This window comes from Novosphingobium sp. ERW19, assembly GCF_012641315.1.
In the GTDB taxonomy this organism is placed as follows: Bacteria; Pseudomonadota; Alphaproteobacteria; order Sphingomonadales; family Sphingomonadaceae; genus Novosphingobium.
Genome location: NZ_JABAIC010000008.1, coordinates 188,755 through 201,674 on the forward strand (window position 1 = coordinate 188,755; position 12,920 = coordinate 201,674).

General features: G+C 62.1%; 10 protein-coding genes and 1 pseudogene. 5 read left to right on the forward strand and 6 right to left on the reverse strand.

What is annotated here, in order from left to right:
• Nucleotides 1–30: 30 nt before the first annotated feature.
• Entirely contained in the window at nucleotides 31–2,970 is a 2,940-nt protein-coding gene (locus HGI46_RS22450; RefSeq protein WP_346766754.1) for a DEAD/DEAH box helicase, read from the forward strand.
• 160 nt (nucleotides 2,971–3,130) lie between these two features.
• Here the strand turns inward: HGI46_RS22450 and HGI46_RS16075 are convergent, their stop codons facing one another.
• From HGI46_RS16075 to HGI46_RS16085, 3 genes are read right to left on the reverse strand one after another with little or no spacing between them, the layout of a single operon-like run.
• Entirely contained in the window at nucleotides 3,131–3,673 is a 543-nt protein-coding gene (locus HGI46_RS16075; protein ID WP_205525354.1) for an LptA/OstA family protein, read from the reverse strand.
• Between the two features lie 26 nt (nucleotides 3,674–3,699).
• A complete protein-coding gene (gene lptC, locus HGI46_RS16080) occupies nucleotides 3,700–4,344 on the reverse strand; it encodes an LPS export ABC transporter periplasmic protein LptC (protein WP_168905059.1) in 645 nt (214 codons plus the stop codon).
• A gap of 24 nt (nucleotides 4,345–4,368) precedes the next feature.
• A complete protein-coding gene (locus HGI46_RS16085) occupies nucleotides 4,369–4,986 on the reverse strand; it encodes a ribonuclease D (protein ID WP_118075535.1) in 618 nt (205 codons plus the stop codon).
• Between the two features lie 306 nt (nucleotides 4,987–5,292).
• On the opposite strand from HGI46_RS16085, the gene HGI46_RS16090 reads away from it, so the two are divergent.
• Nucleotides 5,293–5,760, forward strand: coding sequence for a hypothetical protein (locus HGI46_RS16090; RefSeq protein WP_168905060.1), 468 nt, complete (start codon nucleotides 5,293–5,295; stop codon nucleotides 5,758–5,760).
• Nucleotides 5,761–6,356: 596 nt separating this feature from the next.
• Here the strand turns inward: HGI46_RS16090 and HGI46_RS22455 are convergent.
• Nucleotides 6,357–7,022 (reverse strand): toprim domain-containing protein, encoded by a 666-nt coding sequence (locus tag HGI46_RS22455; RefSeq protein WP_346766755.1) that lies wholly within the window; start codon nucleotides 7,020–7,022, stop codon nucleotides 6,357–6,359.
• Nucleotides 7,023–7,536: 514 nt separating this feature from the next.
• A pseudogene (locus tag HGI46_RS16100) lies at nucleotides 7,537–8,529 on the reverse strand (IS110 family transposase); the annotation flags it as partial.
• A gap of 446 nt (nucleotides 8,530–8,975) precedes the next feature.
• Between HGI46_RS16100 and HGI46_RS16105 the strand changes: the two are divergent.
• Together HGI46_RS16105 and HGI46_RS16110 are read left to right on the forward strand one after the other, a co-directional pair.
• Nucleotides 8,976–9,962 carry a hypothetical protein gene (locus HGI46_RS16105; RefSeq protein WP_240946823.1) on the forward strand — a complete coding sequence of 329 codons (987 nt, stop codon included), beginning with the start codon at nucleotides 8,976–8,978 and terminating at the stop codon, nucleotides 9,960–9,962.
• On the forward strand, nucleotides 9,956–10,711 hold the full coding sequence (locus HGI46_RS16110; protein WP_168905063.1) for a hypothetical protein: 756 nt from the start codon (nucleotides 9,956–9,958) through the stop codon (nucleotides 10,709–10,711). Before HGI46_RS16105 ends, HGI46_RS16110 begins: the two co-directional genes overlap by 7 nt.
• An 82-nt stretch (nucleotides 10,712–10,793) precedes the next feature.
• Here HGI46_RS16110 and HGI46_RS22195 read toward each other — a convergent pair whose 3' ends face one another.
• Nucleotides 10,794–10,937: a hypothetical protein gene (locus tag HGI46_RS22195; protein WP_240946824.1), complete on the reverse strand. Its 144-nt coding sequence runs from the start codon at nucleotides 10,935–10,937 to the stop codon at nucleotides 10,794–10,796.
• Nucleotides 10,938–12,054: 1,117 nt separating this feature from the next.
• Here HGI46_RS22195 and HGI46_RS16120 point away from each other — a divergent pair.
• Complete coding sequence (locus HGI46_RS16120) at nucleotides 12,055–12,855, forward strand: hypothetical protein (RefSeq protein WP_168905064.1); 801 nt, start codon at nucleotides 12,055–12,057, stop codon at nucleotides 12,853–12,855.
• The last annotated feature ends 65 nt before the right edge of the window (nucleotides 12,856–12,920 follow it).

Consider the following 12,920-nt stretch of genomic DNA (forward strand, 5'->3'; position numbering starts at 1 on the left):
GTCCTTCAGCTCGCCGGTGCAGACCTTCGGGTGGACGTCTACAAAGGGCGGATGGCCGCCGCAGGCGATACGCTTAACAAGAGCATGCGCCGCTATGATCTTCTCGCTGCTATCCGCGCAAGTGCTGTTCCCGCATTCATCCGTCCGGTGGACCTGGAACTGATCCCCGCGCTGGTGCAGGCGGGAATCTGGGACGCACGCTATGGCTATGGCTTTGGTTCGGGTCTACCCGACTGCCTGCTCCTCAACGGTGAGCAGGCAATCAGCCTGATCCGGCGGCTTGGTGAAACGGGCAGGCTGCTCCATGCTGCTTCCCCTGAAGCTTGCCTCACCTGGTCTGAAGACCGCCCCGCTGTCAGGTTACAATGGCGAATTCTATCAGATGGCGCCCAAAAGCTCGGTTTCGTTGATCCGTCGGGCGCGGCCCTGCAACTGCAAGGGCTCGAAGGGGCGACATTCTGGATTGACCAGGATTCAGGCCGCATCGGGGCACTCGCCGAGCCTGTGAAACCGGAGACTTTGCGACTGGTCGAAACAGCGCCACTTGTTTCGGCTGAACACGCAGCGGTGCTCGCTGCTGCACTTCCTGATCGTCTGGCCAACCTCGTCTTGCCACGCCCCCACGTTATTCGCCAGAGGACGCGCGCTCCCAGGACACGCCATGCCCGTCTCATGCTGGGGGCGGAGTCGGCGCGGGAGAATGCTGGTCGTTGGGGAACAACGCTGCAGCTTCCAACAATCACTCTGACGTTCGTGTATGAGGGTCAGGAGGTTTCCGCTTATGACCCCGATCCGCGCATCGTGCAGGCTGGTGAGGTGGTCACCTTGCTGCGTGACCCAGAGTGGGAGGACGCCTGCCTGCTACGTCTCACGCAAGCCGGTGCGATCCCGGTGGAAGAGCTCGAGACGCACTGGCCCGGCGATCGCATGATGGATTGCGATCTTGTCTTTGCCGATGGTGAACTGAGCACGTCGCTCATGGATGTCTCCCGGCTCGATGATGCACTGGACTTCGCCTTCCGAGTGGTCCCGGCCTTGCGCGCAGAGGGCTGGGACATCGTCGAGAGCAGCAGATGGCCTTACCGTCTCAGCGCCGAAGCTGCTTCGCTGTCGGTTTCCACGCAGAACGCCCCGGGTGCAGAATTCCAGGGAAATGACTGGTTTTCTCTTGGCTTTCAGGTCGAGCTTGAGGGCAAGGCCATCGATGTCGCGCCCCTGATTGCGGCATTCCTGGAACAGTACCGAGAGGGGTGGGAGCAGGTGCCTGATGTGCATGCGCTGACACAGCACCTCGCCAGCCAGCCCGTCTACATTGACCGTGGCAAGCAGGGCTATCTCTCGGTCGACCTCAGCCCGATTGCCGCCTTGCTCCACCTGTTCCTGTGCCAGCAGGTGGAACTGGGCGCGATGCATCCTGCAGAGGCAGGGCTGGTCAAACTGGCTGAAGAGGCGCTCGCAGGCAGCGATGTGCGCTTCTCCGACAATGCCGGAATCCTGCCACTGGCGCGCGGCCTCCATGCTCTCACCGCAGGCAAGGCTCATTCAGCCCCGGCCGGTCTGAAGGCCCAGCTGCGTGACTATCAGGCCCATGGCGTCGCCTGGATGGCGATGCTGCTGCAGGCGGGCTTCGGTGGCGTGCTTGCCGATGACATGGGGCTCGGCAAGACAGTCCAGGCACTTGCACTCCTGCAGGCGAGGCGAGAAGCTGAAGCAGCAGGCCCGGTGCTGCTGATCGTGCCAACCAGCCTGGTGCACACCTGGCGTAGTCAGGCCGAACAGTTCACGCCCTGTCTGCGTCTCGTGGTCCTGCACGGCAACGAGCGCGCCGCTTACCGCGCAGCGGCATTGGAAGCTGACCTCGTTGTCACGACGTACCCCCTGCTTGCCCGCGATCGTGACTGGCTGGCAGCCCATGATTGGCCCTTGGTCATCCTTGACGAGGCGCAGACCCTCAAGAACCCCGCCTCGCAGATGGCAAAGACCCTTCGCGAAATCCCTGCCAAGGGGCGCCTTGCACTGACCGGAACCCCGCTCGAAAACTCGCTCCAGGACCTTTGGACGCTGATGGACTGGGTCAATCCCGGGCTGATGGGGGATCGCAAGCAGTTTCAGACGCTATTTCGCACGCCTATTGAAAAGCATGGCGATGCCAGCGCGCAAGCCCGCCTCAAACGGCGCTTGCGCCCCTTCCTGCTGCGCCGGACAAAGGAACAGGTCGCAGCAGAACTGCCGCCAAGGACAGAGATCCTCGAGCGGGTCGATCTCCCCAAACCGCAGCAGGCACTTTATGAAACGGTGCGTAGCGTGATGGATGCCCGCGTGCGCGAGGCCATCAGAACCAAGGGGCTGGCAGCCTCCCGCATCACGGTGCTCGACGCTCTCCTGAAGCTGCGGCAGGTCTGCTGCGATCCGGCACTGGTCAAGACAGATGCTGCCCGGTCCGTCACGGACAGTGCCAAGCGCGCCAGATTGCGTGAACTGGTCAGGGAACTTGTCGCAGAAGGCCGCCGGGTGCTGATCTTCTCGCAATTCGTCGAAATGCTGCGTCTGATCGAGCGCGACCTGACCGAGGAGGGCATTGCCTGCCTGTCGCTGACCGGACAGACCAGGGACCGCGCATCAGTGCTTGATGCATTCGCGAGCGGGAATGCTCCAGTATTTCTCCTGAGCCTCAAGGCCGGAGGGGTTGGCCTGACCCTTACTGAGGCCGATACCGTTATCCTCTATGATCCCTGGTGGAACCCGGCAGTCGAGCGTCAGGCTATGGACCGGACCCATCGGATCGGCCAGACCAAGCCCGTCTTTGTCCATCGGCTCGTGGCGGCCGGCACAGTCGAAGAGAGAATTCTCGACATGCAGCAGCGCAAGCAAGCCTTGGCTGATGCCCTTTTCGAAGCTGAAAGCGACACAGCCTATGCTGTTCTGGACGAGACCACACTCCACGATTTGTTCGCGCCTCTTGGCGATTGAATGTCAATCGGCACGCAAACGGGACCGGGTCTTCTGGGACATGGTCTCGCAGTCCCGTCCACCTGTCGGCAAGGAGGCTCGTCGGCGCAACGTCGCCAACTTGCAAGGATGCTGCACGACAGGCCGGTCAGGATCGTCGAGCGCGGATCAATCCACCCGATCAGTTCCTGCGTTTGACGTTGAACGTTCCGCTGACGCGGCCGCCGCTACCACCACCTGATCGCCCATCGACGCTCGACAGGCCAGAATCGAGATCGATGACCAGGCGCCCGCCGTTCAACGTATCGCCGTTGCGACGGAGCGCAACGTTCCCTGTCATGGTGATGATGTTGCGGTTGAAGTCGTAGACAGCAACATCGCCGCGCGCACTTTCACCGCCACGGTTGACCATGACACCTCCGGTCGCATCGATCCTGTCGATCTGGATGTCGCCGGCATTCCTGTAGGCAACGGTTGTCCGGGCGGCCTGCATGCGCAAATCCGACTGGGTGATGTCGACATTGCCGGACAGGACGACGCGCTTTGTCTTGTCCTGCACCTCGATGCGATCTGCCGCGTAGTTCACAGGCGCATTGCTGTCATGTCCCGAGATGCCCTGCGCCCAAAGATGCTGACCACCTGCCATGAGCGCGGCCGATGCGGCAAAACCGATGGTGGCCCAGCGCAGCGGACGGGCCGAGCGAATGATCTCGCGTGTAGTCATGGGATACTTGCTCATCGGTGTCCTGCTCATGGCATTTGCATCCTGCCCGGTACCATGCGGAGGCGGGCATTACCCTCGAGCGCGACCGTACGCTCGTTCAGATCGGCGTTGATCCGATCGGCGGAAAAGGTTCCGGCAGGAATGCGCCCTTCGACAGGCCCGCGACTCTTGAGGATCTTGCTGCCAAGATCGATGTCGACGTTTGTAGCCGTCATGCGATAGCCGTCCGAGGTCTGGACGTTGATCGGGCCTGCGATATCCACGATCTCCTTCCCGAAATCGTAGTTGCCCCGGCCCGCGGTGAGCAAGGCCGGGCCATTGTCCAGCATGATCCGTGCGGTCAGCTGATCCAGCTCGATCAAGGGCTGTGCCTTGGTTCGTTGGACTGCCGAGCCTGCCGTGATCGAAAAATTGCGACCTTCATCGTCCTGCCCGCGATACATGGCACTGGAAACCTGCATGCGTTCGTTGACCATGGCAACCTTGCGACGATCCAGCAGGAAACTGATTTCGCCGCGTGGCGAGAGCGGCGTAATGACCATGATCGCCAGCAGGGCCCCGACCAGCGCTGGCAAGCCGCGCGCGAGAAAATGCACGAGACGGTCATGGGAGCCGCCCGGCGCTGCAAAGCTGCGACGCTGTGTGCGAATCGTGTCTGCCGCGACAGTCATCGCCCGCCCTTGTCCCTTGTCACTTTACTCGTGGCTGAACACGTCACGCTCTGCCCAACCGGCAAGGTCGAGCCGCGCACGCATCGGCAGGAAGTCGAAGCAGGCCTGCGCCATTGCGGTGCGGCCCTCGCGCTCCAGACGCTCGACGAGGATCGCGTGCATGGCATGGAGGTGACGCACGTCGGATGCGGCGTATTCCTGCTGCGCATCGGACAGCACCGGACCGCCCCAGTCGCTCGACTGCTGTTGCTTGGAGATTTCCTTTCCGAGCAGTTCACGCACCAGGTCCTTGAGACCGTGGCGATCGGTATAGGTCCGGACCAGCTTCGAGGCGATCTTGGTGCAGAACACGGGCGCGGCGACCACGCCAAGGTAGTGCTCGATCGCCGCCAGATCGAACCGCGCAAAGTGGTAAAGCTTGAGCCGCGCAGGATCGGCGAGCACAGCCTTCAGATTGGGCGCCGCATAGCTGCTGCCCGGGGAGAAGCGAACGAGGTGTTCGTCGCCCTGCCCGTCCGAAATCTGCACGACGCAAAGGCGGTCACGCGGCGTGATCAATCCCATCGTCTCGGTATCGACGGCGACGGCACCGGGCGCAAGCACGCCTTCGGGTAGGTCTTCTTCATGGAAATAAACGGCCATTCCTGTCGCTTAGGCGGTAAGTCAACTTCTCGCAAGTCACGTGTGATGCTCACTGGCACCTCCTCGCCCTGCCAACGCGCGCGCCAATACGAAACTGGCAAAGGGCGGCAGTCGTCCGGGGCTTGAGCAGATTTAGCCACGGCGCGCGAGGCAGGTTCGCGATCGTCATCGGGCACGCGGCCGCGGTACCGGCCTTTTGCCGTGCCAATCCTGTGCCTTGCCAACTTTGATCGATCGCAATGACCAGGTTGCGATGGTGTGCGAGCAGGCTTGCCAGAACTATGGGAAGAGGAAGAGCACCTCGCCATGAACCATGCCGAGAGAGTGCAGATCGGGATAGCGAGCAAAATCTTGACACAGTTGCTCAAGCCCCAGCACGTGCCGCGCGCGATCCCTGCCTCGCATCAATTCGATGCCCTGGCGATCGCGCGAGCCCTGAAGGAGAACTTTGCCAAGCGGGAGGAGCTCCTGCCGATCCTGCCGGCCTGCAATCCTGGTTGGCGCATTCTTATCGAACTCTACATCGCAAGACGCGAAAGGGTCCGGGTCAGCGTTACTGACATCACCCATCTTACCAACCTTGCCGGCGCAACCTCGCTACGCTGGCTTAAACTGCTCGACGATGGAGGACTGGTCATTCGCCAGCCTGACATCAACGACCGGCGGCGCTTCTGGCTCTGCCTGACCGATCGGGGGCTGGGCACTGTTTCGCAGGTTCTGGAGAACATGGCAGCGCACTTCAATCCGGTATTCGACCTTGCCTACGCCATGTAATGGGCCAAGCCGCCCCGAAGAGCTCGTTCAGGCCCTGCAGGCGATCCAGCGCCAGCTCGATGCCATGGGCATGAAAATGGCTGCGATCTATGTCGAGCATGCCCTTGAAGCGCTCGCAGAAGATGCACGATGTCGCCCGACCAGCGAGCACAAAACGTCCTGAAACCGCATGGCAACGCACTGGCCTTTGTCTTCGGACCCCGAACCGAACGGTGCGGCCTTGAGCAGACAGTCGCAGGCCATCTGTTGCCGATCCCGCATCGCACGGATACCTGCAGTTTGCCCTGGCGCATGCCGAACTCCTCGGAATGGGGATGCAACGCCTGCGCGGGAGACAGACCGGGATCTGCAACGTCAAGAGCAGCATCGACTGGCCTTGTCCATGCCTGGCCCTGCTTCCTGAAGCCTGGAAGCAGGGCCATTTTCGCCTGCAGTTTCAGCAGATTCAATGGTCCGCGGCTGCATGGCCCGCGCGCGCCCTGCTCGGCCATGGGCCTCCCAGCACCTCGCCCCTTACCCCTTACCCCTTACCCCTTGCCCCTTGCCATGGCCGCAGCGCCTGTGACGCCATGCGCAAACAGAGACCCCCAGGCTGCCTACTGCTTCAAGGCGTCAGCCCAATCATTCAGGCCTCGGGGCGGCCAGCGGGTTTCGATGGCGAGGCCGGGCCGGACAAGCGTGCGAGACGCCCTGATCTGAGCGCGACGCCCCTCCCGGTCATTGTCTGCCAGCAGGATCAACCGCTCAAGACCTTGCGGCAAGTCGATCTGGTGGAACCGCGCCGCTCCCATGGTGGCAAAGGCCTGAATTCCGGTGAGACAGGTGAAGGCAGCGGCGCTTTCGAAGCCCTCGCAGATACCCATCACCGGGGCCGGGCGGCCATTGGACCAGGCGGCACCGACGGCCCGGCCAAGGACGAATTTTCCGGTACATGCAGCGGTTTGCGGGTCGAGAAAGATGCGTTGCACGGCACATACCCGATCCGCTTTTCGCATGGCGACAAGCAGCGCCGGACGGTATGACACAGACTTGCCCGACCCGAGCGGACACCGTTCGAGATAGCGGATATCGTGCAGGGCCCTCACGCTTGTCCGGGCAAAGCCGCGCACCTCGCAAAGATAACGCACCGCCAGTGTGTCTTCGACTGTCCCCGCACGGCTCCAGAGGGCTAGCGCGGCCCTGCTCGTCGTATGGCAGACGTTCGGCAAGGGCGTGGCCAGGACACTGCTGCCCGGGGCGCGGTCGAGACCGAGAAGGCGCACGACCGTTTCTCTTGTGCAACCGGCATGGCACGTCACGAGAATCGCATGTCGGCCCTGGCGGAGCGAGAGGGACGGGATGCGATCATCGTGCGCAGGACAGCGACACATCGCATAGTCACCGTACCATCGCCCGCCAAGACGCTGGACGAGGTTCTGAAGGTGTGGCGTTGGAGCAAAGCGTTTCATGCCCTTTGCCACCCCCCTCCCCTCATATGATGATCTACGGGTCAATTGTCATAATATCATTGTTTTTCGGTGTGTTGCTTGCTCTGTCCAGCTGAGCCTGATCTATACTGCCGGCGCTTGCGTGCGCCTGTATCACCTCATATCAGGTCAACGCTGTCACACGGCTGCGCCCTGATGCCACATTCTGGGCGAAGGTTCAGGAGAGCGGGACCATTCTCACTTTCGGCTGTTCAAGCCATGGGAGGGGGCGGTTCGCTCACCTGATCCGGCGGGACTGATCGGGCCCCGATGGATGGGGTTGGTTGACTGGGTTTGATCGGACTCCCGACAAGACGGCGCCCTCGATAACGACGCCGCTGGTGGCGTACTTCCACAAGGCGACGAGTAGCTTGCGTCGCCAGCGCGACGATCGCGACCTTCCTGCCCCGGCCTCCGCTACGGCCGGTCCTTTCCTGGAACCACCGGGCGAGCTCGCAGTCCGGTTGATAGCGAAGCCACAGCCACGCCAGCTGGTCCATGGCCGTGCTGAGCCTGGGATTACCAGATTCCGAGACGCCTTGCTGGCGATCGATCGTGCCGCTACGCCACGACAATGGCGCAAGACCGGCATAGGCGGCAACCTGGGGCGCCGGTTATCGAACGGCCTCGCCAGCCCGTCCTGAACAAGAGTGTTGGCAATTTCCGGGCCCATACCGCTGATCGCCCGCAGCATCGTCAACGGCGAGGTTTCCCCCGCTGCGGACGCCATCCCGTCGCGCTCGGCCTCCACTGCCTTGATCTGTTCGAGAAGCAGCTCGAGCCTGTCGAGTTTGCGGCCAATGCGCGCCCTGAGATGCGCTGGCAGCGCCTGACCTTCGCCTGTTAGCAGTTTGTCAAGGCACGCACGCCGGTCCCGAAGCGCCGGCTCGTAATCCCGCAAACCAACCCCGAAGTGCAGGCCCTTGATACGGTTGACGTGACGTTTGCGCTCCTCGATCAGCGTCTGGCGTTCGCGATCGATCCGGCGCGCATCCTCATCATCGATCGTCGGCACACGCACCTTGGAAAAGACCCGTGGCTTCCCCCTCACCCACGCCAGCAGCGTCCGGATCAGGATTTCACCATCAATGCGGTCGGTCTTTGCCGGCCGGTATCGGCGTGAGACTGCAATCGAAGCTGCATCGACGACATGGCTGGCGATCCAGTCCTGTTCGACCAATCTGCGGTGAGGTCAGAAACCATCGAGGCCCGCCTCCGGGATGACGATCACTGGATAAAGCACGCCCATCCGCGTTCGCGCCTTCCCGCGAACCCCCTCAAGACACGCGACCAGCCCCGGCATGTCACCGCCCGCAAGCGAATGTCGTGACATCCTGTCGCTCCCCGGCGAGAGCGCTGTCACCAGCCAGGTCGATTTCGACAGTCCCAGCGAAACGAAAATTGCGCCAAGATCAACCGATAGCGGCAGGTGGCACGGCAAGGGTAGCTGTCATCGCACTGGCGTCCTTCAGAGTGCTTGGTAGCAAACCGACTCTGCCGCACCACAGGCCGCTGTCTACTCATCATGGTATCTCACGATTTCAGGGTATTCCTGGTGGCCCCGAGGGCGCCGATGTGGTCCTCGCGGCGTGAGGCATGAATGCCGGCTTTATGCCCCATGGATGGATTAGCATGGTACCGGATTGTCCCAGCGTCGCCAATTCTAACATCGCAATAGACTTTTAACATTCGCGATGTTAAATAGGAAAAGTGGTGTTAGAAAGAACTCCAAGGGCCCGCTTGAAAGCCTTGGCTGAGGCGGCAGAAGCCTATGTTGCTGACGCGTTCGGGCAGCACCTTGCGCTTGCGCCGATTGCGCCCGCTAACTTGCCGCATTTCATCCTTGATCGCTATGCGATGTGGCAAGGGGCGCTAAATGGCCGCAAACTGCTGCTGATGGCGGTGCAGGAAGTGTTGCCCACAGGATCGGGTGTGACGGTTCAATATCTGAAGCACCGAGAGATGGTCCAACAGCAACTTGGTGCCGACCTCGTGCTCCTGCTGCTCGACCGAGCAAGCGGCACAATCCGCCGTCAGATGATCGAGCGCAAGATCGGGTTCATCGCGCCCGGCGCACAGATCTATGTCCCCGAAGCGTTCCTCGACCTGCGCGAACGCGCACCGGCATTCGCTATTGCTCACGCCGATCAGATCAGCCCGACGACGCAAGTTCTGCTGCTCGCGGTTCTCCAAGGCCGCAGCCTTGAAGATCGCAGCCTTACCGAGCTTGCCGATGAACTGCGGGTATCGATCATGAGTATCAGCCGGAGCCTTGACGAACTTGAGGCCCTGCAGTTGGCGAGCGCGCATCACGTAAGCCGCCAACGGCGACTGCGCCTGCGCCTTGGCGGCCGCGAGCTGTGGGGCGAAGTCCAGGCCCGGCTGCAATCGCCGGTTCGCAAGACCCGCATTGTCGTCGCACATCGCCCTGGCGAGATCGGACCGCTGGCCGGCGAGAGCGCGCTGGCCAGAAGCACCATGCTGGCCGCGCCAAGAATCGAGACGCGCGCCGTTCTGGCGGCGAGCTGGAAGCGGATCGTGGAGGAACAGGGACTCAGGGAAGCGACGCCCTTCGACGATGGTCGGCTCGAAGTTCAGACATGGACCTACGATCCGCAGATCCTTGCGCGAAACGGCGTCGTCGATCTGCTTTCGCTCTACCTCAGCGTCAGGGCGAACCCCGACGAGCGTGTCGCGCAGGCGGCCGAAGAATTGCTGGAGACATATGCATGGTAACCGGGGTCGACCGTTTTCGGGCACACTTTGCCGGTCTCGAGCATCAATATGTGCTGATCGGCGGAGCAGCCTGCGAACTGATCATGGACGAGGTCGGGCTCGACTTTCGCGCGACCAGGGATCTCGACATTGTCCTGATCGTCGAGGCTCTCGACAGCGCCTTCGCCGAACGCTTCTGGGCGTTCGTCGAAGCAGGTGGCTATGAGGTGCGGGAGCGGAGCGAGGGCGATAAGGTCCTCTATCGCTTCCAGAAGCCGACGGCTGACGACTTCCCCGCCATGCTCGAGCTGTTCTCGCGCGCTCCCGAGGGTCTGACCCTTGCCGAGAATTCCCACCTCACCCCTCTCCCCATCGATGAGGCAGCCGCCAGCCTATCGGCAATCCTGCTCGATGAGGACTATTACGCCTTCCTGAAGGCGATGGTGCGCGGCGCCGGCGGGATTCCTGTACTCGACGAGGCCGCGATCATCCCATTCAAAGCGCGGGCCTGGCTCGATTTGTCCCGCCAGCGAGACGAGGGCGTTGAGGTCGACGAGAAGAATATCCGCAAGCACCGCAACGACGTGGCGCGGCTTATCCAGGTGCTGAGCCAGGAAGCACGATATCCGCTACCCGGATCAGTCGCGCAAGACTTGGCCGCGTTCGTCGAAAGAGCAACGACCGAAGCCGACTATGACCCGAGGCAATTCAAAGTGGACATGTCGCGCGAAGAAGTCGCCGAGCGGCTCCGTGTCGCCTACCAGCTGTGAGCCATCGCTAGGCGGATTTCGCCTGCTTGATGACCTGGCAGGCGCCGCCCATGAGACGCGTTACCTCGTCCGCGCTGAGCATCTATTGCGGCTCGTAGCTCAGCCCGAGCTGCGATGTCCGCTTCCATCGATCGACATCGACGCCCTTGTTGGGGCCGAAAACCAGGTCGATATGCTTGGCAAGGCGCGCTGGCCCCTGCCGCACCACAGGCCGCTGTCCACCCATCATGGTATCTCCCCCACCGCGACAGGCTCTGCCGCTCCTTACCAGCCTTGCGCTGCAGCGAAAGGCAATGCCGGGCGACGGCTGCCCCCGATCTCTCATGTAAACGGCAATGCCGATGAACCAGGGCCGACAAACCAGGGCTGAGAAACCAGGGCTGAGAAACCAGGGCTGAGAAACCAGGCTGGTCGTGAGGCCCTTGGCAGAGCGAAGCCGGGTGCTTCGACCTTCAACCAGTTTCGTGGCGAAAGTTGTGGCAAAATATGGACGGAGCGTGGATAACGACACGAGCGATCGGGCCCGACCCGCCCCAAAATCCTTGTCCAGGGTGGGCCGATCGGAGTCTGGCCGCAGCGTCCTCCCGTGTCGCTGCGGCATTTTTTTGTCTCGGCAATGCCCATTTGTCAGCGCACCAGGCGCGCTCGAGAGGTGCCGTCCCTCGATACTCGGCCCTCGCTACCCGGCCCTCCTTACCCGGCCCTCCTTACCCGGCCCTCGCCCGCTCGCTACCGATAGACGATCGAGCCTCAGGTGCTGCGTTGACACCGTATTGCCAGCTCGGCAGGCCTGTGCGAGCACGCAGATGGGTTGAAGCAGGTGCAATCTTCACTGCGAGCGTACCGATGATCGAAGCAGGGTCTCCAGTTCTGCCAGCTACACCTGGCAAAGCGCGCGAGGGAAAGCCCAATTCCCAGCGTTCGGGCACCTGCAGGTGTGCTCACCGGGGCAACTTCCTGCTTCTTGCAGAGTTCGGTCTGATTTTCGCACTCGCCCTTGCCCAGATGGCATGTCGCTTGATCGATCTGGCGGCATCCTGAGACCCCAGGCCATACCCCTGCCATCCTTGGCGTAATCCCGCAGGGCAGTCGGCGCGATGACCCTGAAACGGCCAGATCGGCATCGTTGTCCTTGCCTGATCAGGACCTGCCTGCCCGGGACCGACGTGCCCGGGACTTGCCTTCATGGCACCTGAAGCCTGTCAGACCTGCCGGGTACAGATCTGCTTGTTTTCCCTGGTGAAAATGACATCGTCGTGCTGGCTGGCAGCGCCAGGATGGCGCCGGCACGGAGTGTGTTGCAGATGGCGTACGGTCGATACCCTTTTGAGACCGGACCCGAAATGGACCTTGCCGCGGCGAGGCAACCGGTTCGTTCTTCCCTGTACCTGCGCCTGATGGACCTGCTGGCCAGCGCCAGGATGGGTCGCCTCGATATTGAAGCTCTTGCCGAACGCGGGGCGCATCTCCAGATGGACCGCTTGCTTGGCGCTACGGAACCGTTCTGGCTTACAGACGGCGTTCAGTTGCGCGACTGCCTGTTCATCGGTCCAGAAGCCTTGTCTGGCGCGTTCTGGAAGGCCATCGGCGCGCGCGCACCGCGATTTTTCGTGCTGGTCGTGGTCGAGGCAGCAAACGCTCGCGCCTTGTATCTACGTTCAGGCAGGCGGATTGATCTTCGCGATGGTGTCAGCGGATCGGCTTCCCACGCGATGCCGATGGGTCAAGGACCATATCTGGCGCTGGTATGCGCTGAGTTCGATTGGCTGGGCACCCCGCAGCCGAGATCTGCTGCCGTGGTACCGGTCTGGCGCCGTGACCAGTTCACCCCCCTCGCCTGCAGTCACGAGAGGGACATGCTGGATTGCCTGGCCGCAATCATGGAGCGTCTCGATTGTCACGGCACGGCGTTGCAGATTGTTCGTCAACTTGGCGCTGAGGGTCCGGTACAGGTCTTTACCGGCCGTCTGTGCGGCAATGGGCTCAGGCAAGAGTTCGAGATCATCTGCCTGCCTTGCGCTGCCGATCGTCCCGAGCCGAGCTTCTTGGTTTCGCCTGGCAATGAAAGGCTGACGTATATTCCCGGGACGACAGGCTTTGACGAACTATGTGCCGACCTTGTCAGGCTTGCCCTGCGCTGCTGACCGGCTTTGCGCGCGGCTGCCATGCTCTGTGCCAGGCGCTGTCTCCTGTCAGGAATCCAGGAATA

Coding starts and splice junctions, on each gene's coding strand:
- HGI46_RS16075 (WP_205525354.1), bottom strand. CDS start 3,673: ATGACTACACGCGAGATCATTCGCTCGGCCCGTCCGCTGCGCTGGGCC.
- HGI46_RS22195 (WP_240946824.1), bottom strand. CDS start 10,937: ATGGGTGGACAGCGGCCTGTGGTGCGGCAGGGGCCAGCGCGCCTTGCC.
- lptC (WP_168905059.1), bottom strand. CDS start 4,344: ATGACTGTCGCGGCAGACACGATTCGCACACAGCGTCGCAGCTTTGCA.
- HGI46_RS16120 (WP_168905064.1), top strand. CDS start 12,055: ATGGACCTTGCCGCGGCGAGGCAACCGGTTCGTTCTTCCCTGTACCTG.
- HGI46_RS16090 (WP_168905060.1), top strand. CDS start 5,293: ATGAACCATGCCGAGAGAGTGCAGATCGGGATAGCGAGCAAAATCTTG.
- HGI46_RS16085 (WP_118075535.1), bottom strand. CDS start 4,986: ATGGCCGTTTATTTCCATGAAGAAGACCTACCCGAAGGCGTGCTTGCG.
- HGI46_RS16110 (WP_168905063.1), top strand. CDS start 9,956: ATGGTAACCGGGGTCGACCGTTTTCGGGCACACTTTGCCGGTCTCGAG.